This window comes from Telluria sp. ZT3P39, from assembly GCF_059685935.1.
Window position 1 is genome coordinate 22,509 of the sequence record NZ_JCASIH010000022.1, and the last position, 25,355, is coordinate 47,863.

At 67.5% G+C, this 25,355-nt stretch carries 13 protein-coding genes; 11 read left to right on the plus strand and 2 right to left on the minus strand.

Annotation, left to right across the window (positions count from 1 at the left end):
• Positions 1-122: 122 nt before the first annotated feature.
• The 5 genes from AC56LR_RS17505 (at position 123) to AC56LR_RS17525 (ending at position 14,695) form a co-directional block, all read left to right on the plus strand.
• Positions 123-8,333, plus strand: coding sequence for a GH36-type glycosyl hydrolase domain-containing protein (locus AC56LR_RS17505; RefSeq protein WP_497132123.1), 8,211 nt, complete (start codon positions 123-125; stop codon positions 8,331-8,333).
• A complete protein-coding gene (locus tag AC56LR_RS17510) occupies positions 8,330-9,187 on the plus strand; it encodes an outer envelope protein (protein WP_497132125.1) in 858 nt (285 codons plus the stop codon). The genes AC56LR_RS17505 and AC56LR_RS17510 overlap by 4 nt, the downstream gene beginning before the upstream one ends.
• A 105-nt stretch (positions 9,188-9,292) precedes the next feature.
• On the plus strand, positions 9,293-10,921 hold the full coding sequence (locus AC56LR_RS17515) for a CehA/McbA family metallohydrolase (protein WP_497132127.1): 1,629 nt from the start codon (positions 9,293-9,295) through the stop codon (positions 10,919-10,921).
• 285 nt (positions 10,922-11,206) lie between these two features.
• A complete protein-coding gene (locus AC56LR_RS17520; RefSeq protein ID WP_497132129.1) occupies positions 11,207-13,063 on the plus strand; it encodes a M1 family metallopeptidase in 1,857 nt (618 codons plus the stop codon).
• Positions 13,064-13,084: 21 nt separating this feature from the next.
• Positions 13,085-14,695, plus strand: a complete 1,611-nt coding sequence (locus tag AC56LR_RS17525; RefSeq protein ID WP_497132131.1) for a serine hydrolase — start codon at positions 13,085-13,087, stop codon at positions 14,693-14,695.
• A gap of 88 nt (positions 14,696-14,783) precedes the next feature.
• Here AC56LR_RS17525 and AC56LR_RS17530 read toward each other — a convergent pair whose 3' ends face one another.
• Together AC56LR_RS17530 and AC56LR_RS17535 are read right to left on the minus strand one after the other, a co-directional pair.
• The gene (locus AC56LR_RS17530) at positions 14,784-16,352 is read right to left on the minus strand and encodes a S1C family serine protease (protein ID WP_497132132.1); all 1,569 of its coding nucleotides are present in this window, start codon (positions 16,350-16,352) and stop codon (positions 14,784-14,786) included.
• Between the two features lie 135 nt (positions 16,353-16,487).
• Positions 16,488-17,279, minus strand: a complete 792-nt coding sequence (locus AC56LR_RS17535; protein WP_497132134.1) for a class I SAM-dependent methyltransferase — start codon at positions 17,277-17,279, stop codon at positions 16,488-16,490.
• 402 nt (positions 17,280-17,681) lie between these two features.
• On the opposite strand from AC56LR_RS17535, the gene AC56LR_RS17540 reads away from it, so the two are divergent.
• Genes AC56LR_RS17540 through AC56LR_RS17565 form a run of 6 tightly spaced genes read left to right on the plus strand, consistent with a single transcriptional unit; the run spans position 17,682 to position 25,354 of the window.
• Entirely contained in the window at positions 17,682-19,316 is a 1,635-nt protein-coding gene (locus AC56LR_RS17540) for a TldD/PmbA family protein (RefSeq protein WP_497132136.1), read from the plus strand.
• Between the two features lie 12 nt (positions 19,317-19,328).
• Entirely contained in the window at positions 19,329-20,663 is a 1,335-nt protein-coding gene (locus AC56LR_RS17545) for a TldD/PmbA family protein (RefSeq protein ID WP_497132138.1), read from the plus strand.
• 56 nt (positions 20,664-20,719) lie between these two features.
• Positions 20,720-22,357, plus strand: a complete 1,638-nt coding sequence (locus AC56LR_RS17550) for a TldD/PmbA family protein (RefSeq protein WP_497132140.1) — start codon at positions 20,720-20,722, stop codon at positions 22,355-22,357.
• Between the two features lie 11 nt (positions 22,358-22,368).
• Entirely contained in the window at positions 22,369-23,706 is a 1,338-nt protein-coding gene (locus tag AC56LR_RS17555) for a TldD/PmbA family protein (RefSeq protein WP_497132142.1), read from the plus strand.
• A 19-nt stretch (positions 23,707-23,725) separates the two neighbouring features.
• Positions 23,726-24,346 (plus strand): DUF4159 domain-containing protein, encoded by a 621-nt coding sequence (locus AC56LR_RS17560; RefSeq protein WP_497132144.1) that lies wholly within the window; start codon positions 23,726-23,728, stop codon positions 24,344-24,346.
• 3 nt (positions 24,347-24,349) lie between these two features.
• Positions 24,350-25,354, plus strand: coding sequence for an AAA family ATPase (locus AC56LR_RS17565; RefSeq protein ID WP_497132146.1), 1,005 nt, complete (start codon positions 24,350-24,352; stop codon positions 25,352-25,354).
• The last annotated feature ends 1 nt before the right edge of the window (position 25,355 follow it).

Here is a 25,355-nt window from a genome sequence, read left to right on the forward strand (position 1 = left end):
TCTAGCATGACGGAGGCCGTGCGCGCCCCGCCATGTTGGTCTGCTGTATCGCTCCACTGAACCGCCCCGGGCGCCCGGCGCGCCAGCAGTCGACAGCGCACGCCTCATTGCCGAGGACCCTGTTGAACCTGGAGAAGAACCCGATGGCCGAATTCGCGTCCGCGCAGCAAGCTGGTACCGTGCGCGCCGACGCTGACGTGCCGATGAGTGTGCCGATGACTGCCGCGCAGCTGGCGGCGCATGGTCGCGCACTCGCGTCCCGCCACCGACTGGCCGGCGGCAATGGCGCGCCCGGCCTGCGCGCCCTGCTGGCCGGGCAAAGCGCCGCCCTGGACGCCGCCTGCGAGGCGCTCGACCGTGCGCGCCAGGCCGGCAGCGAACTGCCGGCCGCTGCCACCGCCATCCTCGACCATACTCCCCTGATCGACGCCCAGCTGCGCCTCGCCCGCGGCCAGCTATTACACGACGATGGCGTGCTGCCCTGCCTGGAGCAGCCCGCCGGGGCCCGCCTGCAGGTCCTGGCGCGCGAAGCCGTGGCGCAGGGCGCCGGCCGCATCGAGCGCGAGCCCCTGGTCCGTTTCCTCGCCGCCTATCAGGAAACCGCCCCGCTGCTGCTGGCCGAGCTGCGCCTGCAGCCTGCCGCCTTGCGCCTGGCGCTGCTGGGCAGCCTGCGCGACATCGCCGCGCGCAGCGAGCGGGCTTGCCGCGAGCGCGTGCTGGCCGAGGGCTGGGCCACGCGCATGGTCGATACCGCCGCACAGCGCTCCGGTGACCTGATCCTGCTGGTGGCCGACATGGCGCGCGCCGTGCAGCCGATGGGCAGCAGCTTTATTGCGGAGCTCGCGCGCCGGCTGCAGGGGCAGGGCGGCGCACTGGCCCAGGCGCTGGCCTGGATCGATGCCCGCCTGGCGGACGACGGTTCCAGCATCGCGCAGCAGGTGCAGGACGAACGCAGCGCGCTGGCCGCCGACGGCATCCATGCCGCCCACTGCCTGGCCAGCCTGCGCCTGCTCGGCGGGATCGACTGGCGCGCGCTGCAAGAAAATCTCGCCACCGTGGAAAGCACGCTGCGCGCCGACCCGGATGGCAGCTACCCGCGCATGGACGGCCCGACGCGCGACCTGTACCGGCGCAGCATCGAAGACCTGGCGCGCCGCACCGGGCGGCTCGAATCCGAAGTGGCTTCCGAGGCGCTGGCGCTGGCAGGCAGGCACCATACGCCGGCGGAGGGCGGCCTGGATGCGCGCCACCGCCACATCGGTTATTACCTGTGCGGTCCGGGCGCGGCCGCACTGGAGGCGCGTCTCCAGCCGCGTCCCGGCCTGGCCGCAGGCTTGCGCCGGCGCGCGCGGCATCTGCCGCTGGCGCTGCGCATCGGCGCCACCTGCGTGCTCACGCTGCTGTTTGCGATGGCCGCCGTGGTATGCGCGCGCCAGGGCGGCGCGGGAATGCTGCTGCAGGCCGCCGTCGGGCTGCTGGCCCTGGTTGGCGCGAGCCAACTGGCCGATGCGCTGGTCGACATGATGGCGCCCTGGCTGGCGCCGCCTCCCGCCACGGCGCGCATGGATTTCAGCAGCGGCATCCCGCTTGATGCCCAGGCGCTGGTGGCGGTTTCCGCGCGCCTGAAAACCAGTGCGCAGGTCGACGCGCTGTGCCGCGACCTCGAAGTACGCTATCTCGCCAACCGCGACCCGCGCCTGCGTTTCTGCCTGCTGGCCGACCTGCACGACGCCGACGCCGAAACGCTGCCGGGCGATGCAGGGCTGGTCGCTCGCGCCACCGAGGCCATCGACGCGCTCAACCGCAAGCATGCGCAGCGCCACACTTTTACCACGCTGGACGAAGACGGCCAGCCGGCCACGCTCACCCGGCGAATCGAGCCCTTCCTGCTGCTGCAGCGTCCGCGCACGTGGAACAGCGGCGAGCAGGCCTGGATCGGCCGCGCGCGCCGCCGCGGCCAGCTGGCCGACCTGAATGCCTGGCTGGCGGGCACGGGCCGCGAGCGTTTTGCCTGCAGCGCGGGCAGCACCGCCGCTCTAGCCGAAGTGCGCTATGTGATCACCCTCGATGCCGCCATCGACCTGCCGCGCGATGCCGGCAGGGCGCTGGTCGGCGCCATGGCCCACCCGCTCAACCAGCCGGCGCTGCATGCCGATGGCAGCCGCATCGTCGAGGGCCACGGGATGCTGCGCCCGGCCATCGGCGGCGCCCTGCCGGGCCGGCAGGCCTGCCGCTACCAGCGGCTGTGGACCGGCGGGCGCGGTACCTGGGCCGCGGCGCTGGCCGGGCACGAATGCGACACCCAGGGCATGTTCGGCTGGGCTGCCATCTATGACGTCGACACCTACGAGCGCGTGCTGCGCGAGCGCTTGCCCGACGATGCCCTGCTCAAGCCGGGGCCGGTCGACGAAGGCTGCCTGCATGCGGCCCTCGATTGCGACGTGCGCCTGGAAGAAGCCTTCCCCGACAACTACGGCGAGCACGCGGTGCGCCGCCACCGCACGGTGCGCGCGGCCTGGCAGTCGGCCGGCTGGGTGCGCCGCGTCGTCGCCGCTGCGGACGGGAAGCGCGAAGCCAACCCGATGACGCCTGAGCACCGCTGGCAGCTGTTCGACGCGCTGCGCGACAGCCTGGTGGCCCCGGCGCTGGTGTTGCTGCTGGTGCTGTGCTGGACTGCGCTGGCCGCCCCCGCATTCTGGATCGGCGCCGTGCTGTCGGTGTTCTTCCTGCCCGCGCTGGGCGCCAGCCTGGTGGCGCTTGCCGACCGGCCACACGACACGCCATGGCGCCAGCACCTCGACGCCTGGGCGCGCGGCGCCCGCGTGGCGCTGGTGCGTGGGGCGCTGGCGGCCAGTTTCCTGCCGCATGCCGCCTGGTGCCAGCTGGACGCCATCGCGCGCGCGGTCTGGCGCCGCCACGTCTCGCGCCGGCACCAGCTCGAATGGCGTCTGCCGGCACTGTCGCGGCCTGCCCGTGACATCGCCAACAACTGGATCACGATGTGGATTTCCCCGGCGCTGGCGGTGGCCGTCGCGCTGCTGCTGACCTTTGCCAATCCGTATTCGCTGTTCACCGCCGCCCCGGCGCTGCTGGTGTGGTTCCTGGCGCCGGCGCTGGCCTGGTGGACCAGCCTCCCGCTGCGCCAGCGCCCGCCGCGCCTGCCGGCCGCGCGGCACGCCTTCGTGCAGCGCCTGGCGCGCCGCAGCTGGAGCTTCTTCGAAGACCACGCCGGCCCCGCCAACAACTGGCTGCCACCGGAAAGCGTGCAGGAGCACCCGCATCCGCTGGTGGATGGGCGCAGCACCCCGGGCGGCATCGCGTCAGGCCTCTTGTCCACGCTGGCGGCGCGCGATTTCGGCTACCTGCCGGTGGGCGCCTTGCTCGAACGGCTGGAGGGCTCGCTGGCGTCGATGGCCTTGCTGGAACGCTGGAAGGGCCATTACCTGGCCGCCTACGACAACGCCACCCTCGCACCCTGCGAGCCGGCCTTCGTATCGACAGCAAACAGCGGCTGGCTGGCACTGAGCCTGCGCACGCTGGCCGTGGGGCTCGACGAATTGCCGGACGCGCCGCTCTGCGGACCGCATGCGCTGGACGGGATCCGCGCCGCCCTGCATGTGGTGGACGAGCTGGCGGTGGGTCAGCGGCCGGATGTGCGCCAGAAGCTGGCCGCCGTCTGGGCCGCGCTCGACCCGACACGCTGCCGCGCCGCCGACACCTTGCCCGGCCTGTGCGAATGCCTGCGCCACGCCGTCGACGCGGCCGATGCGCTCGATGCCGCGCTGAGCCAGTCCGATAACGACAGCCTGCGCGGCTGGGCAGCGCGCCTGGCGGCCCAGTGCCACGCGGTGCGGGACGACCTGCTCGCGCTGGCGCCATGGATGCGCGCCGCGCAGGAATACGTCTTCGATGCCAGCCTGACGCGCATTCCGACCTTGCGCGAACTGGCCGCCATCGATCCGGCGGCCGCCACCCAGCCGGGCCTGGCGCGCCTGGTGCGCGAAGGACGCGACCGGGCAACGGCGCTGCTGGCGCAGGCCGCACGCCTGGCCGCGCAGGCGCGCTCGCTCGGGGAGATGGATTTCGCGGCGCTGCTCGACCATGACACCGGCTTGCTGTCGGCGGGCTGCCATATCCGCGAAAACCGGCTGGACGCCGACAGCTGCGACCTGCTGGCCTCCGAGGCCTGCATGGCTGTTTTTGTTGCGGTGGCCCAGGGCCAGCTGCCGCAGCAGCACTGGTGGAGCCTGGGGCGGCCGGTGCGCGTTGCGGGCGCCGAGCAGTTGCTGCTGTCGCGCTCGGGCAGTTTGTCGGACACCCTCGCGCCGCCCCTCTTGATGCCGTCCTGGCGCGAGTCGCTGCTCGACCACGCCGGCCGCGCCGCCGTCCGCGCCCAGGTGGCGCACGGCCGCCATCTGGTCATGCCCTGGGGGTTTTCGGAATCGGCCTGCAACGCGGTGGATGCCGCGCTGCGCTTCCAGTTCCGGCGCTTCGGCGTGCCCGCGGCCGCCCTGCAACGCGGCGCCGGGGCCGAGCTTGTGGCCGCGCCGTATGCGGCCATGCTGGCGCTGCCGGTGGCGCATGGCGTGGCGCTGGCCAACCTCGAACGCATGGCGCACGAGGGATTGAGCGGCGACTACGGTTTCGTCGATGCGGTCGATTACACGCCAGGCCGGCTGCCGCATGGCGAGCAGCGCCACGTCGTGCGCACGGTGGCCGCGCGCCACCAGGGCATGGGCCTGCTCGCGCTGCTGCAATTGCTGCAGGACGCACCGATGCAGCGCCGTTTCGCGGCCGATCCCGAACTGCGCGCGGCCCTGCCGCTGCTGCAGGAGCCGGTGCCGTTCTCCGGCGCATCGCGCGCCGCTCCCTACGACGGCGCGGCGCGCCAGGCCGTGCCCTCCAGCGGCCGCGTCATCGACAGCAGCGCCATGCCGGAGCTGCAATTGCTGTCCAATGGCCGCTACCACGTGATGATCACGGGCGACGGCGCCGGCTACAGCACCTGGGGCGGCGTGCCCCTCACGCGCTGGCAGCCCGACCCGCTGGGCGGCCGCGGCGGCCTGGCCTGCGTGCTGCGCGATACCGCCTCGGGCGACACCTGGTCGGCCACGCTGGCGCCGGTAGCGGGCGCGCCGGAACGCTATGAAGCCGTCTTCGCCGAAGGGCGCGCGGCCTTCCGCCGCGAAGAACGCGGGCTGGCCATCCTGAGCGACGTCGTGGTGGCCCCGAGCGACGACGTCGAGCTGCGCCGCATCCGCATCCGCAACACGCTCGCGGAGCCGCGCACGCTGGAGATCACCAGCCATGTCGAGCTGGCGCTGCCCGGGGTGTCCCCGGGTGCGGCGCAGAGCGATCCGGCCCAGCCGGTGCGGATCGACGAGGCATCGCAGGCGCTGTTGTGCTCCTTCGGCCTGGGCGCGCCCTCCGTGCTGCACATGATGGCGGTACGCGCTCCAGCCGGCGCGCCGGCCTACAGCAGCAGCTGCCTCGACCCGCTCGCGGAGCTGCCGCCGCTGGACGAAGCGCCGCCGGCGCCGGCCCTGGCCATCCGCCGCACGCTCACGCTGGCGCCCGGCCAGGAGGTGACCGTGGACCTGGTGCTGGGCGCGGCCGCCACCCCGGCCGCCGCGCGCGAGCTGGCGCTGCGCCACCTCGACGCGCAGGTGGTGGCGGGGGCAATCGATGCGGCCTGGACCCACGGCCAGGCCTTCCTGCGCCGCGCCGGCCTGGGTGAAGCCCAGGCCCAGCTCTACAACCGCCTGGCCGCCTGCCTGCTCGATCCGGTGCCCGGCCTGCGCGCCGACGCCGGCGTCATCGAACGCAACGTGCGCGGCCGCGCCGCCCTGGATTTCTATGGCGTGGGGGCCGGCCGTCCGCTGCTGGTGCTGCAGCCCGGCCAGGAGAGCAGCCTGGTACGCGAGACCCTGCTGGCGCATGCCTACTGGGACGCGCGCGGCCTGGCCGCCGACGTGCTGGTCTTGTGTGACAGCCGCGCCATGCGCGACGAGGTGGCCGGCCTGGCGCCCGGCGGGCAAGAGGGCATCCATGTTTACCTGCTCGAGGACGTGCCGCAGGAAGACCGCATCCTCCTGCGCTCGGCCGCGCAGGTGCTGCTGCTGGGCGAGCGCGGGTCGCTGGCCGACCAGCTGCGCCACGCCGCGCCGGCGATGCCCGCCCTGCCGGCGCCGTTCGCGGCGCGCGAGCCGGCCACGCCGTGGACGGCGGATTCGGCGCCCGTCTTCGACGAGCCACTCCAGTACGACAACGGCGCCGGCGGCTTTTCGCAGGACGGACGCGAATACCTCATCCGCAGCAACCAGGGCTTGCCGCCCGCCTGGGACAACCCGCTGTCCAATGCCGGTTTCGGCTCGGAGCTGGCGGCCAGTGGCATGGCCGGCACCTGGTGCGGCCGCCGCAACTTGCGCCTGACGGCGACCGGCGGCGAAGCCTTCTACCTGCGCGACGAGGACAGCGGCGCGACATGGTCACCCATCCCTTGGCCGATGCCCTCCAGCGAGCCTTATCTCACGCGCCACGGTTTCGGCTACACGCTGTTCGAGCACCGGGCCCACGGTATCGCCTCAAACCTGCGCTGCTTCGTGGCGGCCGGGGAGGCGCTCAAGTATTCGGTGCTCACGCTGCGCAACGTCTCGAACTCGCCGCGCCGCCTGTCGGTGACCGGCTATGTGCAATGGCTGATGGACGATGCCGCGCTCCCACCCGGCCTGCAGGTCGTCACCGGCATCGACCTCGCCAGCGGCGCCCTGATCGCCCGCAACGCTTTCGGCGAGGGCTTCGGCGACCGGGTCGGCTTTTTCCATGTCGAGGCGGGGCAGGTGGCCTATACCGCCGACCGCCGCGAATTCGTCGGGCGCCACCGCAGCCTGGCGCGGCCTGCGGCGCTGGAGCGGAGCAGCCTGGCCGGTACGCTCGGCGCCGCGCTCGATCCCTGCGCCGCATTGCAGGTGATGGTCGAGCTGCAACCGGGGGCGGAAACCGAACTGGTGTTCCTGCTCGGGGTGGCGAGTCCCGATACCCTGGCGGCCAGCCGGGTCGTGCAGCAGCACGGCGGCGCCAAGGGGGCGGCGCTGGCGCTGCGCCAGCTGCACGGGTTCTGGGACGAGCTGCTCGGCAGCGTGCGCGTCGAGACGCCCGATCCCGCTTTCGACCTCTTTGCCAACGGCTGGCTGCCGTATGGGGCGCTGTCCCGCGCCATGGGCGGCACGCCTGCCCAGCAGCTGCAGGGCGCCATGGCAGCGGTGCACGGCAGCCCGGCCACGCTGCGCGCGGCGCTGCTGCGGGCGGCGCGCGAAGAAATCGGCGCCACCTTCGCCCAGGTCGAGGACTTCCTGTGGCTGCCCTATGCGCTGCACCGTTATGTCGGCGCGACTGGCGACTATGGCGTGCTGCGCGAGCCGGCCGGCGGCGACCCCTCGAGCGGCACGCGCCTGGCGCGCGACGACCTGTACCAGTATTGCGTGCATGGCCTGCGCGGCTGCCTGCGCTTCGGCGCCCGCGGCTTGCCGCTGCAGGACGCCCGCATGCACGAGGACGATCCGCAACATGCCGGCCGTCCCGAGAGCCTGCGGCTGGCCTTCCTGCTCGCCACCGTGCTGCAGCGTTTCGCCGAGGTGGCCGACCGCCGCGCCGATTTCGGCTTCGCCACCACTTGCCGCGGCGCCGCGCTGGCCTTGAAGGCGCAGGCCGAAGAACACGGCTGGGATGGCGCCGCGTATGCAGACGACGCAGGCGGGAGCGTGGCTGCCACCCAGGCCTGGGCCGCCATTGCCGGCGCCGCCCCCGCCCGCGTTCAACCCGCGCTGGGCGCCATCTCCGGCGCCGCGCCGCAGGATGGACGCACGGCGGCATGGCTGGCACTGGCGCTGGCCGGGGACGGCGCGGCGACGCGCGCCTGGGAACTGGCGCGCGCGTCGAATCCGGTCGCACCACACACCGATGCATCCGTGCGCTACGCCGGCACGCCTTACTTCATGATGGATGCCGTGGGCGCCGGCTGGACCCAGGTGCTGCTGACCGACGCGCTGCTCGGCCTTGGCCGCGCGGTCGACCGCATCAGGCTCGCGGCCCTGCTGCCCTCTGGCTGGGACAGCCTGCGCTTGCGCTACCGCACCGGCAGGACCGATTACCTCGTGACGGTGCGGCGCGCGAGCGCCGGCGAGCAGATGGTGCTCGACGGCCAGCCGCAGGAGGGGAACACCCTGGAGCTCGTCGACGACGGCCGCGAGCACCAGGTCGAGCTGTATGTGGAACGCAAGCCGTCCGACGCCATGGGCGGCCATCACGACAACCAGCCAGGATCGAGAACATGACCAAAAGACTAGCCACCGCGGCCTGCGCCGCCCTGCTGTGCTGCAGCGCACCGGCCGGTGCGCAGGACTGGAGCGACAATGCAGTCAGCTACCGCTACGGCACGCGCTTCGCCGAGCCCTTCATCCCGGGGCACATCAAGAAGCATGTGCTGGCCTTCACCCACGCCAGCGGCTACAAATATGGCAGCAATTACTTCAACCTCGACCTGCTCAAGTCCGACAGCACCGACCCGCGTTCGCTGGGCAGCAGCAGCGGCGCGCCCGAGGCCTACCTGCTGTACCGCCACACGCTCGACTTCGGCGCGCTGCGCGGCTCCGAAATCCGCTTCGGCAAGGTCAAGGGCGTGGGCCTGACCTTTGGTTTCGATGTGAACCACAAGGACGATGTCGGCTACAACTCGCGCAAGCGCATGCTGGTCGCCGGTCCCACCCTGATGTGGGACGTGCCGGGCTTCCTGAACACCAGCATCCTGTGGCTGCGCGAGAGCAATGCGCCGAGCGGCCCTTTCCCGCCGATCGCCAACGTGCGCGGCCGCTACACCTACGACACCCACCCGATGTTCGGCGCCAGCTGGGGCATCCCGGTGGCCGAAGGCTGGTCCTTCGAGGGCTTCGTCAACTGGATCGCCGCCAAGGGCCTGGACGAGGCGGGGCGCGCCACCAGCGCCGAGACCAATCTCGACCTGGCGCTGATGCACGACATCGGACCGCGCCTCGGCTACCCGAAAAAGCGCATCCGGGTCGGCGTCGGCTACCAGTTCTGGAACAACAAGTTCGGCAATTCGCGGGCGACCACGGGCGGGGCAGGGCAGCGCGCCAGTACGCCGATGCTGCGGGCGGACGTGCATTTTTGAGGGTCCGCAAGTCTGTTGAAGTCGCTCAACAGATGTAGATAAATGTGCAATTAAGGAGGCGGATCGGCGCAAGGTGGAATTCGGTGCAATTGTCAAAATTGCATTGTGAAAACCACACTCCTGACCCCCACCCTCCGTGCGCTGCTGCTGGCCCTGTGCTGCAGCAGCGCTGTCGCGGCGCCTGCCGAGCACAAGGAATTCGAAGCCACCCTGCACGCGCCCTTCAAGGCCGACGCGGGTGCGCGCCGGACCTTCAGCCTGTCCTTCGATTACCCCGGCCTGGAACGCTCCGGGACGGTGGACTGGTCGCTGGAACTGGTCGATCCCCAGGGCCGCGTGGCCCAGCGCTGGCGCGGCAGCCGCGTCCTCGCCAGCGCCGCCGTCCCGGCAACGGTCACATGGAACGGCCGTATCGGCACCAAACCTGCACCCGCAGGCCTGTACCGCGTGCGTCTGCGCGCCGGCCTGCGCGGCGACCTTGAGGCGCTGGTGGAACAGGAATGGCAGATCGCCGTCGGCAGCGCGCCCGCGCCGCGCATGCCGGGCTTCGCCTCCTTGCCCGGCGCCCGCGGCCAGGACCAGCCTGCCGCGATGGCGCCGGCGCCTGGCGCCTTGCCCTATACCGTCTACCTGGCCAACCTGCACAGCCAGAGCAACCACAGCGACGGCGGCGCCGCGCTCGACGTATGCAAGGGCGCGCAGGACCCGCTTACCGGGAAGTACGGGCCCGACGCGGCCTTCGCCTATGCCCGCGGGCGCGGACTGGACGTGCTGGCGGTATCGGAGCACAACCACATGTACGACGGCTCGGACGGCACCGCGCCCGACGCCGATCCCGCCGCCGCCAGGGCCCTCTACCAGGCCGGCCTGGCCAGCGCAGCCGCCTTCACCGCCACCAGGCCGGGTTTCCTCGCGCTCTATGGCATGGAATGGGGCGTCATCAACCACGGTGGCCACGTCAACATCTTCAACAGCGACGAGCTGCTGGGCTGGGAAAAGAACGCCAGGGGCGAGCTGCTGGCCGACACCCTGAGCCCGCGCAGCGACTACGCCGCGCTGTATTCACTGATGCGCCAGCGCGGCTGGATCGGGCAGTTCAACCACCCCGCGCAGCAGGGCCAGTTCGTGGTGAATGGCGTGCCGCTCGCCTACACGCCGGACGGCGACGAGGCGATGGCCTTGTGCGAGGTGATGAACAGCACCGCCTTCTCGACCAACGAGTCCGAGACCGAGACGCGGCGCAGCAATTTCGAGCAAGCCTGCAACCGCCTGCTGGAAGCCGGCTACCACGTCGCCTTCAGCACCAACCAGGACAACCACTGCGCCAACTGGGGCGCGTCCTACACCAACCGCACCGGCGTGCTGCTGCCCAACGGGACCCCCTTGACGCGCGAGAGCTTCATGGCGGCCCTCAAGGCCCGGCGCGTGTTCGCGACCATGGACAAGACCTCGCAGCTGGTCTTCACCGCCAACGGCAAGCTGATGGGAGAACGCTTCACCAACTGCGGCCCCCTCACGCTGAAAGTGAACTTCGCCTCCAGCTCGGGCAAGAAGGTCGCGGCGGTGGCCATCATGGAGGGCGTGCCGATGCGCGGCGGGACCGTCACGCAACTGTCGTCCACAGCCACCACGACCATCACCCCGGCGCCCGGCCAGCATTTCTACTACGCGAAGGTCACGCAGGAAGACGGCAACGTGCTGTGGTCCGCCCCGGTGTGGATCACGCAGGAATAGCCGCGCACCTGTTTTACGGCTAACTGTCACCGCGCGGGCGTTGGCATTCCGCGCATTGCCTGGAATGACCCCGCCCACGCGTTCAAACGACGTTAATGCTGCCCGCGCGCCTGTTTGACGGCTAACTATCACCGCGCGGGCGGAATCCGCCCACCCTACAAAATCGCCCGTCAATACGGCGCCGCCGCATTGTCAACCCGCGCTTTCGCCCCCTGGGCGAAAATGCTATCCTGCTCGCGCCCCTCAGCCCTGCCTGGGCTGCCTGACCTACCTCTGCGAGAGACCATGAAGACAAGCACCCTGCTGCGCGCTGCGGCCTGCGCCCTGATCGGCCAATGGAGCGCCTACGCGTTCGCACTCGATCCGCTCAGCTACGCCAAATACGACCAGGTCCGCACCAAAGCCCTGCACCTGGACCTGAAGGCCGACTTCACGCGCAAGACCCTCAGCGGCCATGCCGACCTGACCCTGGACTGGCTCGACAAGTCCGCCACCACGCTCGATCTCGATACCCGCGAGCTGGCGATCTCGAAGATCGAAGCGCAGGATGCGAAGGGAGCGTGGAAACCGGTGAAATACACGCTCGACAAGCTCGACGCCGAAAAGGGCCAGGCCCTGCACGTGGCCCTGCCGGGCCAGCCGTCGAAAATCCGCATCCACTACAAGACCGCGCCCACCGCCACCGCGCTGCAGTGGCTCACGCCGAAGCAGACCATGTCGGGCAAGTACCCCTTCATGTTCAGCCAGTCGCAGCCGATCAATGCGCGCTCCTTCGTGCCGATCCAGGACACGCCGGCCGTGCGCTTCACCTACACCGCCCGCATCGAGGCACCTACTGGCATGCGCGTGGTGATGAGCGCCGATAACGACCCGAAGGCCACCGGCAAGGGCGGCTGGAAGTTCACGATGCCGCAGCCGATTCCGTCCTACCTGCTGGCGATCGGCATCGGCGAGTTAGAGGCGCGCACCTTGGGCGGTCGCACCGGCGTCTACGCGGAGCCGCAGCGCATCAAGGCCGCCGAATACGAGCTGGCGGACACCGAGAAGATGGTGGAAGCGGCCGAATCGCTATACGGCCCTTATCGCTGGGGACGTTACGACATGCTGGTGCTGCCGCCTTCGTTCCCGATCGGCGGCATGGAAAACCCGCGCCTGACCTTTTTGACTCCGACCATGATCGCGGGCGACCGCAGCCTGGTCGACCTGATCGCGCACGAGCTGGCGCACAGCTGGTCGGGCAACCTGGTGACCAACGCCTCGTGGAAGCACTGGTGGCTCAATGAAGGCTTTACCACCTACGTGACCACCCGCATCCTCGAGAAGATGTATGGCGACGAAGTGGCGACCATGAACCTGCAGCTCGAGCAGGAAGAAGCGATCGAGTCGCTCAAGACGATTCCGGCTGCAAAGCAGGCGCTGCTCACGCGCGATGCGGACACCTCGAACGAGCACTACACCGACGAAGGCCTGGCCTATCCGAAGGGCGCCTGGTTCCTGCGCACCCTGGAACAGCGTGCCGGCCGCGCCGCGTTCGATCCCTTCTTGCGCAGCTGGTTCGACCAGCACGCCTTCCAGAGCGTGACCACCGCGCAGTTCGTGCAGTTCCTGCGCGCGAACCTGCTGGCCAAGAACCCAAAGATCATGACCGACGCGGAGCTCGACGAGTGGCTGTACGGCCCGGGCATCCCGGCCAGCGCCAAGCACGCCGTTTCTGAACGATTGGCGAAACTGAACGACACCACCGCGCGCTGGCTCAAGGGCGACCTGAAAACCGCGCAGCTTGACACCAAGAGCTGGACCGCCGCCGAGTGGATGAAATTCCTGAACGATATCGACAACAAGGCCACGGCCGTGCAACTGCAGGAGCTGGACAAGGCCTTCGGCCTTGCCAAGACCGGCAACAACGAAGTCGCCTTCCGCTTCTACCGCGCCTCGGTGCATGCCGGCTACCGCGGCATCCGCCCGAACCTGGAAGCCTTCCTGATGAGCGTAGGCCGCCAGAAGTTCGTGGTACCGCTCTACGGCGCGCTGCGCGCGAATGCCGAAGACCGGACCTGGGCCGAGCGTATCTATAAAGCCGCGCGCGAGCGCTACCACCCGGAGACGCAGGGCAGCGTCGACAAGCAGATGAACAAGCAATAAGGACCGAACAGCGTGATTTCCATGAACCGCATTGCAGCCGCGATCCTGATCGCGTTTTCCACCACTGCCGCCGCCGTCGCGCAGACCGCCGCCGCACCAGTCGCCGAGCAACAAGCCGCTGCCTACAACCTCGAAGCCGACGTCACCCGCGTGATGAAAGCCTTCCAGGTGCCGGGCATTGCGATTGCCGTCGTCAGGGACGGCAAGGTCGTCGTCGCGCAAGGCTTCGGCGTGCGTAAACTAGGCGAGCCGGCCAAAGTCGATGGCCAGACCATCTTCGAGATCGCGTCGAACTCCAAGGCCTTTACCGCCGCAGCGCTGGGCATGCTGGTCGACCAGGGCAAGCTCGATTGGGACGACCCGGTCATCAAGCACCTGCCGGACTTCCGCATGTACGACGCCTACGTCACCGCCGAGATGACCGTGCGCGACCTGCTGACCCACCGCAGCGGCCTTGGCCTGGGCGCGGGTGACCTGATGTGGTGGCCGACCACCACATTCACCACCGACGAGATCATTCACAATCTCCGCTACATCAAGCCGGCCACCAGCTTCCGCAACAGCTACGCCTACGACAACCTGCTCTACATCGTCGCCGGCAAGATCATCGCCGCCAAGTCGGGCAAGACCTGGGGCGAGACCATGCACGAGTGGATCCTCAAGCCCACCGGCATGGCGGGCACCACCACCAGCCTGGCGGAAAACGCGAAGTTCGCCAACGTCTCGGCCCCGCACAGCAAGATCAACGGCAAGATCGCCGCGGTCAAGCCGATGCCGGTCGATAACGCGGTCGGCGCGGTCGGCATCAACACCAGCGCCGAGGACATCGCGCGCTGGATGAATGTGCTGTTGGATAACGGCCGTGTGGGCAAGGGGGCGGACGGCAAGGACGTGCGCCTGTTCTCCGAAAAGCAGGCGCGCGAGCTGTGGACGCCGCAGACGCCGATGAAGATCAGCCAGCCGCGTCCTCCGCTGGCTGCGACCCGGCCGAACTTCTACGCCTACGGCCTGGGCTTCCAGCTGCGCGACTACCAGGGCAAGATGGTGGCGCTGCACGGCGGCGCGCTGCAGGGCTTCTACTCGCGCGTGCTGCTGGTGCCGGAATCGAAACTGGGCATCGCGATCTTCACCAACGCCGAAAGCGGGTCCTCGCTGTCGGCCCTGCAGTACCGCCTGCTGGACCAGTACCTGAACGTGGCGCCGACCGACTGGATCGGCCGCGTGGCCGATGTGGAACGCGAGATGACCGAAAAGGAAGCGGCGCGCCTGAAGAAGGAAACCGCGACCCGCGCCGCCGGCTCGAAGCCGTCGCTGGCGCTGGCCAGCTACGAGGGCGACTACCAGGACCAGTGGTATGGCCTGGCGACCATCAGGCGGGTGGGAGCGAAGCAGGTGCTGTCGTTCGCGAAGACGCCTGATTTGACCGGGGAACTGGAGCACTTCCAGCACGATACCTTCATCGTGCGCTGGAAGGAGCGGAACTTCAATGCAGACGCCTACGTGACCTTCTCGCTGGACCACGACGGCAGCATCGAACGGATGCGGATGAAGCCGGTGTCGACGGAGACGGACTTCAGTTATGACTTCCAGGACTTGTTGTTTACGCCTGTGAAGAAAGAAAAAAAGGGCTGATCTACAGCCGGTTGCACTTGGGTCCCGGCGAAGGCGCTAGCAATGCCACTGGCATTGCTAGCCCCAAGTTAACGTGAGCAGCGTAAGCTCACTTCCCGGCCCACACCTTCATCATATCCTCCGACCCCTGCGTGCGCACCCCGTTATCCGACAGGATCGCATCGGTCGCCTCCAGCGTCGCCTTGCGCGGCAGGATCATGGTTTCGCCGTAGCGCTGGTCAAACTTGAACACGACGTGCTCGTCCTTCAGGTCGCGCAGGGTCGACACCAGGTGCGCCAGGCTGCGGATCCTGACGCCGTTGACCGTATCGACCACCGAACCGAAGCGGTTGCTGTAGCCGCTCACCAGCTTGTGCGGGAAGAAGGGGCTGCTGATCACCACCAGCTCTTCGCGCGCCGCGTCCGGCGAGTCGCCGCGCTGGGTCACCAGCGGGCTGTCGTTGAAGCTGTAGGCGTTCATCGCCGGCGCACTCGAGACCAGGAAGGACAGGAACTCGCTGGTCGCGCGCGTGAACACCGCCGGGCCATACACGAAGTAGGACGGATAGCCGCCGTTCAGGTCCGGGATCAGGAGCGGGCGCGGGCCGCTGGCCGGCACCTCCACCCGCATGGTTTTACCGCCGCGCACGATGGTCATCGGCAGCTTGCCGTTTTTCGCCACCTGCTGGATGCGGTACTGGAAGCGCACGCGCAGGTTCGAGCCCAGCTTCACCATGCCCTGGTTGTCGATCGGGTGCTCGCCGATGTGGGTGACGATGTCCCATTCCTTGAGCGGCCAGCCGGCATCGGTTTTATACGGGCGGTGCACCACCGCGCCTTCCACCGACTTGTCGAGCTTCAGGTACTGGCGCAGCGCCGGATTTTCCAGCGTCTGGATGCTGTCGTGCAGCAGCGGCTTGCCGTCATAGCGGCCGTCCGCCACGTCTTTGAGGAACAGCTCGATCTCTTCGTTCGGGATCACATAGCCGATGTTCTGGGCATTGGTCGCCATCGAGAAGGCCAGGCCGATCATCTTGTCGCCGGCGATCACCGGGCCGCCGCTGTTGCCCGGGTTGATCGGGGCATCGATCTGGATGCGCAGGCCCGAGCTGAACGAGCCGTAGCCGACGAATTCCACGCGCGAGACGATGCCGCGGGTGGTCGAGAGCGAATTGCCGCCCACCGGATAGCCATAGGCGAAGACCGCTTCGCGCACGTCCGGCAACACGGCCGCGCGCGGCACCGCCGGGCGCTTGTCGAAGAAGGAAGCGTCGTCCAGTTCCAGCACCGCCAGGTCCAGGCCGCGCGCCAGCGCGATGACCTTGGCCGACACCTTGTCGCCCGACTGGCTGGCCTGCACCTCGACCTGGCTGGCGTAGCCGACCACGTGGGCATTGGTCAGGATGCGCTTGCCCTCGATGATGACGCCCGAGCCGGTCACGTCGACCGGGGACTGCTTGGCCCACGGCTTGTACGGATCCGGACGGCGCACGGTGGCGAAAATCTTGACGACCGAGTTCTCGACGGACGGCAGGGCCGGCGCGGTGGTGGCGGATGGAGTCGCGGTCGCCGGCGAGGGCGGGGTCGCAGGCGTCGGGGCTGGCGGGGTGGTGTCCTGTGCGTGGACGAGGCCTGCCATGGCGAATGCCACGGCGGCGGCGAGGCGGACAATCTTCATAAATTCCTTCGGTGGCTCAATCGGTTCGAACTGGATGGGTCAAGCCGCCAGAATATACACGCTCGCCGCCGAAGGAAACACACGAATCTTCACGGCCGGAGAGGGGGAGCTCCCCGGCCGCGGTGCCGATGCGGCTTACTGCTTGACGAACTTGAGCGTCATGCGGTCGCTCTCGCCGATCGCCATGTACTTCTCGCGGTCCTTGTCCTTGTTGGCAAGTACCGGCGGCAGGGTCCAGACGCCTTTCTCGTGATCGGCGGTGTCCTTCGGATTGGCATTGACTTCCGATTTGCCGGCCAGCTTGAAGCCCGCGCTTTCCACGGTCTTGATCACCCAGGCTTCGTGCACATAGCCGCTCGAGGCCTTGGCGTCCTGCGTCATCTTGGCCGGCAGGCGGTGGTCGACGATGCCCAGCACGCCGCCCGGTTTGAGCACCTTGTGGATTTCCTTGAAGGTGGTCTTGAGGGCGTCTTCGCCGTTGCCGACCCAGTTGTGCAGGTTGCGGAAGGTGAGCACCATGTCGACGCTGTTCGGCGCCGCGATCGCATAGGTCGCTGGCGGCTCGAACACCGATGGCACTACCTTGTCGTAGAGCGCCGGGTTCGAGTCGAGCTTCTTCTTGAAGGCCATGCCGTAGCGCTTCTCCGGCGCGATCGCTTCGCCCGCGCCAATGAGCTTGCCCTTGTCGCGCAGGTAGGGCGCGAGGATCTCGGTGTACCAGCCGCCCGATGGCGCCAGTTCCACCACCGTCATGGTCGGCTTGATGCCGAAGAAGGTGAGGGTCTCGTAGGGATGGCGGGCGCTGTCGCGCGCCTTGTTGGCCGCGCTGCGGTGTTCGCCCGCGATGGCCGCTTTCAGTGCGTCGTCCGCGTGGGCCGCGCCGGCCATGCCGGTGGCCAGCATCGCAGCCAGGATCAGTCGTTTCATCGGTTCGGGGTCTCCAGAAGTTGTTGTGCGCGGCTGGGCGGAACGCCGCCGCCGCGCTGATGATCCGGCAGCCCGGACCGGCAGTCAAGCGTTCCCTGTATATGCATATTCGACGCGCGATCTTGTCCCGTTGTTGTCCGGAAAATGTCCGCGGCGGACACGGCGGACAGCCGCGCGGACACCAGGCTGGACAGTGCTCGGCATCCAAAATCAAGTACTTGGCGAAGGCTTTGATATGGCACAACAATTGCCTATTCAAATCCTCATGTTGCTGCTAATGTTGCCAGGTTTTTCGTCGCAATCATTGCCTGGTAAAGAAAATTACCAGCGCCGTACATACAAGAGCGGACCGTGAAGCCGGCGGGACCGCTGTCCAGAAACAGGTAGATTTCAGGAGGCACGATGGAACGCCGTACTTTTCTAAACTTCAGCAGCCTGGCCCTGGCCACGACCATGGTTCCGTTCAGCCGCGCGATCGCCGCTGAAGAGCTATTGAGCAGCATGCCGACCGCCGCCAAGAAGGCGCTCGCCGACGTCGCGCTGAACGCCGCCACCAAGGCCGGCGCCAGCTACGCGGACGTGCGCATCGGCCGCTACCTGAACCAGTTCATCACCACCCGCGACCTGAACGTCGAGAACGTGGCCAACACCGAGTCGGCCGGCATCGGCGTGCGCGTGATCGCGAGCGGCGCCTACGGCTTCGCCGCCACCTCCGACATGAGCAGCGACGGCATCGCCAATGCGGCGCGCCAGGCCGTGGCAATCGCCAAGGCCAATGCCAAGCTGCAGTCGGAGCCGGTGCGTCTCGCACCAGTCAAGGGCGTCGGCGAAGTGTCGTGGGCCACGCCGATCAAGAAGGACTGGCGCACGGTGCCGATCAAGGAAAAGGCCGACCTGCTGATCGCCGCCAACAAGGCCGGCATGGACGGCGGCGCGACCTTCATGAATTCGATGCTGTTCCAGGTGAACCAGCAGAAGTATTTCGCTTCCACCGACGGCTCCTACATCGAGCAGGACGTGCACCGCCTGTGGGCCCCGTTCCAGGCCACCGCCGTGGATAAAACCACCGGCAAGTTCCGTTCGCGCTCGGGTCTGGGCGCGCCGGTCGGCATGGGCTACGAATACCTGGACGCACGTCCCGAGCACAAGATCAAGGCGGCCGGCGGCGTCGCCACCCTGTACACCGGTTCGTATGACCTGATCGAAGACGCGAAGGCCGCCGGCCGCGACGCCAAGATGAAGCTGACCGCCAAGTCGGTCACGCCGGGCAAGTACGACCTGATGCTCTCGCCGGAACACCTGTGGCTGACCATCCACGAGAACGTCGGCCACCCGACGGAACTGGACCGCGTGCTCGGCTACGAAGCCAACTACGCCGGCACCAGCTTCGCCACGCTCGACAAATGGGAAACCAAGAAATTCAAGTACGGTAACCCGATGGTCAACCTGTACGCGGACAAGGTCACCCCGGGCTCGCTTGGCGCCGTCGGCTACGACGACGAGGGCGTCAAGACGAAGAAGTGGGACATCATCAAGGACGGCATCCTGGTCAACTACCAGGCCACGCGCGACCAGGCCCACATCATCGGCGAAAAGGAATCGCACGGCTGCTCGTACGCCGACAGCTGGAGCTCGGTGCAGTTCCAGCGCATGCCGAACGTCTCGCTGGCGGCCGGCAAGAAGAAGCTGACCCCGGACGAGATGGTCAAGGACATCAAGAAGGGCATCTACATCGTCGGCGACGGTTCGTTCTCGATCGACCAGCAGCGCTACAACTTCCAGTTCGGCGGCCAGCTGTTCTACGAAATCAAGGACGGCAAGATCGGCCCGATGCTCGAGGACGTCGCCTACCAGGCCAACACCCAGGAATTCTGGAATGCCTGCAGCGCGATCTGCGACGAGCGCGACTGGCGCATGGGCGGCTCCTTCTTCGACGGCAAAGGACAGCCGCCGCAGATCAGCATCGTCTCGCACGGTTCGAGCACGACCCGTTTCAACGGGATCAACGTGATCAACACCGCACGCAAGATCGGCTAAGGCGAGGACCCCATGAGCATCCTGACCCAGGAACAAACCAAGCGCATTTCGGATCGCGTGCTGTCGCTCTCGAAGGCGGACGAGTGCATCGTCAGCGTCGAGGGCAGCCGCATCGGCAACATCCGCTTCGCACGCAATGCCGTCTCCACCGCCGGCCTGGCCGACGACACCCAGCTGCAGGTGCAGGTCGCCTTCGGCAAGCGCCAGGGCACCGCCACCATCAACGAGTTCGACGACAAGTCGCTGGAGCGCGCCGTACGCCGCGCCGAAGACCTGGCGCGCCTGGCCCCGGAGAACCCGGAATTCATGCCGGCGCTGGCCAAGACCGGCTACAAGACTTCCGATACCTTCGTGCAGCGTACCGCCGACATCGACCCGGAATACCGCGCCCAGGCTGCCGCCTACGCGATGGAAGCCTGCCGCAAGAAGGGCCTCGTCGCCGCCGGCTTCTTCACCGACCGCGCCAGTTTCGAGAGCGTGGCCAACTCGAACGGCGTGTTCGGCCACCAGGCCGCCACCTCGCTGGACTTCACCTGCACCGTGCGTACCGAAGACGGCCGCGGTTCGGGCTGGGTCAAGCGCTCGGCGCGCGACGTCGCTCGTTTTGATCCGCGCGAAGCGGCCGACGTGGCCATCGAAAAGGCGCTGCGTTCGGTGGACGCCCGGGCACTCGAGCCGGGCCGCTATACGGTCGTAATGGAGCCGGCCGCTACCAGCGACCTGATCAGCGCCATGCTGGGCGGCTTCAACGCGCGCCTGGCCGACGAAGGCCGCAGCTTCCTGTCGAAGCAGGGCGGCGCCAATCGCCTGGGCGACAAGCTGTTCGACCAGCAGGTCAATATCTGGACCGACCCGTGGGACAAGGACGTGCCGGTGCTCCCGTGGGATAACGGCATGCTGCCGCGCGAGCGCATGCAGCTGGTGAAGGATGGCCGCATCAATGCGCTGAACTATTCGCGCTTCTGGGGCCAGAAGAAGAACCAGCGCGCGATCGGCAGCGCCGGCAACATCATCATGTCCGGCACCGACAAGACCACGGCCGACCTGATCGCCAGCACCAAGAAGGGCGTGCTGGTGACCCGCACCTGGTATATCCGGATGGTGGACCCGCAGTCGGTGCTGCTGACCGGCCTGACCCGCGACGGCACCTTCTACATCGAGAACGGCAAGATCAAGTACCCGATCAAGAACTTCCGCTTCAACGAAAGCCCGGTGACGATGCTGAACAACATCGAGGAGATCGGAAAGCCGGTCGTGATCGGTGGCGACGAGGCGAATTATTCGATGCTGATCCCGTCGATGAAGATTCGCGATTTTAACTTTACGTCGCTGTCGGACGCAGTCTAAGCAACCGTAGCGTGGGCGGCGAAGCCGCCCACGCTACGAAACAAACGGAAACTCAAATGGAACGCCGTAAATTCCTCCATATCGGCGCCGGCACTGCCGGCGCCATGCTCATCCCGGTCTTTGGCAATGCCGTCGCCGCCGATGAGCTCATGAACCCGATGGCGGCCAGCGCCAAGAAAATCCTGGCTGACACCGCACTGAACGCAGCCACCAAGGCCGGCGCGTCCTATTGCGACGTGCGCATCGGGCGCTACCTGAACCAGTTCATCATCACGCGCGACCTGAACGTCGAGAACATCAGCAATACCGAATCGAGCGGCGTCGGCGTGCGCGTGATTGCCAATGGCGCCTACGGCTTCGCCTCGACCAACGACATGAGCCCGGACGGCATCGCCAATGCGGCGCGCCAGGCCGTGGCGATTGCCAGGGCCAACGCCAAGCTGCAGTCCGAGCCGGTACGCCTGGCGCCTGTGAAGGGCGTGGGCGAAGTGGCCTGGGCCACGCCGCTCAAGAAAGACTGGCGCGGCATCCCGGTCAAGCAGAAGGCCGACATGCTGATCGCCGCCAACAAGGCCGGCATGGATGCGGGCGCGAGCTTCATGACCGCTTCGCTGTTCCAGATCAACCAGCAAAAATACTTCGCCTCCACCGACGGTTCGTATATCGACCAGGACATCCACCGCCTTTGGGCCCCGATCAATGCGACTGCCGTCGACAAGGCCAGCGGCAAGTTCCGCTCGCGTGCCGGCCTGAGCTCGCCCGTGTCGATGGGCTACGAGTATTTCGACGCCAAGGCCAGCGACAAGGTGCAGGCCGCCGGCGGCGTCACCACGCTGTACACCAACTCCTACGACATCGTGGAAGACGCCAGGCTGGCCGGCAAGCAGGCGCGCGAAAAGCTGTCGGCCAAGTCGGTCGAGCCGGGCAAGTACGACCTGGTGCTGAGCCCCGAACACCTGTTCCTGACCATCCACGAAAACGTCGGCCACCCGACGGAACTGGACCGCGTGCTCGGCTACGAAGCCAATTACGCCGGCACCAGCTTCGTCGGCCTGGACAAATGGGAATCGAAGAAATTCAAGTACGGCTCCGAGCGCGTGAACTTCGTTGCCGACCGCACGACTCCGGGTTCGCTGGGCCTGATCGGCTACGACGACGAAGGCGTGCGCGCCAAGAAGTGGGACATCATCCGCAACGGCATCCTGGTGAACTACCAGGCCACGCGCGACCAGGCCCATATCATCGGCGAGAAGGAATCGCACGGCTGCTCGTATGCCGATAGCTGGAGCACGATCCAGTTCCAGCGCATGCCGAATGTCTCGCTCGAAGCCGGCAAGGCGCGCCTGACCCCGGACGAGATGGTCAAGGATGTGAAAAAGGGCATCTACATCCTGGGCCGCGGCTCCTACTCGATCGACCAGCAGCGCTACAACTCCCAGTTCGGCGGCACGCTGTTCTACGAGATCAAGAACGGCAAGATCGCCGGTCCGCTGGAGGACGTCGCCTACCAGACCAACACCCAGGAATTCTGGAATGCCTGCAGCGCCATCTGCGATGAGCGCGACTGGCGCATGGGCGGCTCGTTCTTCGACGGCAAAGGCCAGCCGAGCCAGGTCAGCGCAGTGTCGCACGGTTCTGCTACCTCCCGCTTCAACGGCATCAACGTCATCAACACCGCACGCAAGATCGGTTAAGAGGAGACACTATGAAACAGCTGAACCAGGAACAAGCCAAACGCATCACCGACCGCGTGATCGCTTTCTCGAAGGCCGACGAGTGCAATGTGTCGATCCAGGGCAACCGCACCGGTAACATCCGCTTCGCGCGCAACAGCGTGTCGACCGCCGGCCTGACCGAAGACATGCAGCTGGCCGTGCGCGTCGCTTTCGGCAAGCGCACCGGCACCGCCGTGATCAACGAATTCGACGACAAGTCGCTTGAAAAGGCCGTGCGCCGCGCCGAGGAGCTGGCGCGCCTGGCGCCGGAAAACCCGGAGTTCGTCCCGGCCGTGAGCAAGCAGGACTACCTCACCACCAAGACCTTCATGTCCTCCACCGCCGGCATCGATCCGGACTACCGCGCCGAAGTAGCCGCCGCCGCCATCGGCGCCGCGCGCGCCAAGAAGCTGGTGACCGCAGGCTTCTTCACCGATAACAGCAGCTTCGCCTGCATCGCCAACTCGAAGGGCGTGTTCGGCTTCCAGGAATTCACCGACCTGTCCTTCACCTGCACCGCGCGCACCGAAGACGGCCGCGGTTCGGGCTGGGTGAGCCGCTCGGCAGTCGACGCGCGCCGCTTCAACGCACGCGAAGCGGCCGACATCGCCATCGACAAGGCGCTGCGCTCGGTCGACGCCAAGGCGCTCGAGCCGGGCCGCTACACCGTCATCCTGGAGCCGGCGGCGACCTCGGAAATCCTGGGTAACATGTTCAGCTCCCTCGGCGCTAGAGCCGCCGACGAAGGCCGCAGCTTCCTGGCCAAGAAGGGCGGCGGCAACCGCCTGGGCGAGAAGCTGTTCGATGAACAGGTGAACATCTGGGCCGACCCGTGGAATCCGGACGTGCCGGTCGCGCCATGGGATAACAACACCATGATCGCCCGCAAGCGCACCGACATCGTCAAGAACGGCCGCATCGCTTCGCTCGGCTATTCGCCCTACTGGGCGCAGAAGACCGGCAATCAGGCCACCGCCAGCCACGGCAACATGATCATGGCCGGCGGCACCAAGTCGCTGGAAGAGCTGATTGCCGGCACGAAGAAGGGCATCGTGGTCACCCGCACCTGGTATATCCGCATGGTCGATCCGCAGTCGCTGCTCATCACGGGCCTGACCCGCGACGGTACCTTCTACGTCGAGAACGGCAAGATCAAGCACCCGGTGAAGAACTTCCGCTTCAACGAAAGCCCGGTCACCATCCTCAACAACATCGACGAACTGGGCAAGCCGGAAGTCATCGGTGGCGACGAGGCGCCGTTCCAGATGGTGCTGCCGCCGATGAAGGTCCGCGACTTCAACTTCACCTCGCTGTCGGACGCGGTCTAAGGACGATGGCACGCTTCTGATGGCGAACTTCGACTTCTACTTCACGCGCCTCATGTACGAATCGGGCGACTGGGACGTGGATATTCGTACGCCCAGCAACGTGCTGAACTCGCTCGTCGAGTACACCACCTTGCGGGTGGATCCGGCGGAGCGCATGGTCGCGCTGTCGGATCCGAAGATGCTGCAGGCGCCGTTCTGCTATTTCGCGGGGCACAAGCTGGTGCAGTTCACCCCCGCCGAGCGGCGCAACCTCGAGCGCTACGTGCGCGGCGGCGGTTTCGTGTTCGTGGACGATTGCAACCACGACATCGACGGCCTGTTCGCCAAGTCGTTCGAAGCCGAGATGACGAAGATCTTCGGCGCCTCGGCCCTGAAGAAGATCCCGAATACGCATCCGCTGTATTCGTGCTTCTTCAAGTTCGATGGGCCGCCGACCACCGGGGGCGAACTCAATGGCTGGGGCGACGACCTGGTGCACGAATACCTGAAGGCGATCGAATTCGGCGGGCGCGTGCGCCTGCTGTATTCGAACAAGGACTACGGATGCGAGTGGGACTACGATTTCCGCAACAAGCGGTTCCTCGCGGTCGACAACACCCGCTTCGCAGTCAACATCATTCAATACGCGTTGGGAGCTTGAAGAGTGTCGGAACGTAATGCAGTGGAGTGGGACGAGGCGGAAATCGCCAGCTTGAGCGCGGCGGTGGGCGCGCTCAAAGAAAGCATGGCGCGCGTGATCATCGGCCAGGAAAACGTCGTCGATTTGCTCGTCACCTGCCTGCTGGCAGGCGGGCACGCGCTGGTCGAAGGCGTGCCGGGCCTGGGCAAGACGCTGCTGGTGAAATCGCTGGCCCAGGCCACCGACATGCAGTTCCGCCGCGTGCAGTTCACGCCGGACCTGATGCCCTCCGATATCGTCGGCACCGAGATCCTGGAAGAAGACACGACCACGCGCCAGCGGGTGTTCCGCTTCCAGCAGGGCCCCGTGTTCACCCAGGTGCTGCTGGCCGACGAGATCAACCGCGCGCCGCCCAAGACCCAGTCGGCGCTGCTGGAGGCCATGCAGGAGCGCGCGGTGACCTTTGCCGGCACCACGCACAAGCTGCCGCGCCCCTTCTTCGTGCTGGCCACGCAAAACCCGATCGAGCAGGCCGGCACCTATCCGCTGCCGGAAGCGCAGCTGGACCGCTTCCTGCTGCGCATCGACGTGGTCTACCCGACCGAAGACGAAGAAGTCATGATGGTCTCGCGCACCACCCACGCGGGCCTGGACGATGCCGAACCGGCCATGACGGTGGAAACCCTGCTGCGCCTGCAGCAGTTGGTGCGCGACATCGAAATCGGTGAGCACCTGCTGCGCTATGCGACGCGCCTGGTGCGCGCGACCCGCCCGTCCGAGACCACGGTGGCTGCGGTGAAGCAGCACGTCGGCTGGGGCGCAGGTCCGCGCGCCGGCCAGGCCCTGGTGCTGGCCTCGAAGGCGCGCGCGCTGATGCAGGGCCGCCTGGCGGTCACGCGCGAGGACATCGGGGCCATGCTGCTGCCGGTGCTGGCCCACCGCGTGCTGCGCAACTTCGAGGCGGAAGCGGACGGCGTGGCCATTGCCGACATCCTGCACGCGCTGCGTAACGAGATCCGGATCGATTAAT

Coding starts and splice junctions, on each gene's coding strand:
- AC56LR_RS17510 (WP_497132125.1), top strand. CDS start 8,330: ATGACCAAAAGACTAGCCACCGCGGCCTGCGCCGCCCTGCTGTGCTGC.
- AC56LR_RS17520 (WP_497132129.1), top strand. CDS start 11,207: ATGAAGACAAGCACCCTGCTGCGCGCTGCGGCCTGCGCCCTGATCGGC.
- AC56LR_RS17525 (WP_497132131.1), top strand. CDS start 13,085: ATGAACCGCATTGCAGCCGCGATCCTGATCGCGTTTTCCACCACTGCC.
- AC56LR_RS17530 (WP_497132132.1), bottom strand. CDS start 16,352: ATGAAGATTGTCCGCCTCGCCGCCGCCGTGGCATTCGCCATGGCAGGC.
- AC56LR_RS17535 (WP_497132134.1), bottom strand. CDS start 17,279: ATGAAACGACTGATCCTGGCTGCGATGCTGGCCACCGGCATGGCCGGC.
- AC56LR_RS17540 (WP_497132136.1), top strand. CDS start 17,682: ATGGAACGCCGTACTTTTCTAAACTTCAGCAGCCTGGCCCTGGCCACG.
- AC56LR_RS17545 (WP_497132138.1), top strand. CDS start 19,329: ATGAGCATCCTGACCCAGGAACAAACCAAGCGCATTTCGGATCGCGTG.
- AC56LR_RS17550 (WP_497132140.1), top strand. CDS start 20,720: ATGGAACGCCGTAAATTCCTCCATATCGGCGCCGGCACTGCCGGCGCC.
- AC56LR_RS17555 (WP_497132142.1), top strand. CDS start 22,369: ATGAAACAGCTGAACCAGGAACAAGCCAAACGCATCACCGACCGCGTG.
- AC56LR_RS17560 (WP_497132144.1), top strand. CDS start 23,726: ATGGCGAACTTCGACTTCTACTTCACGCGCCTCATGTACGAATCGGGC.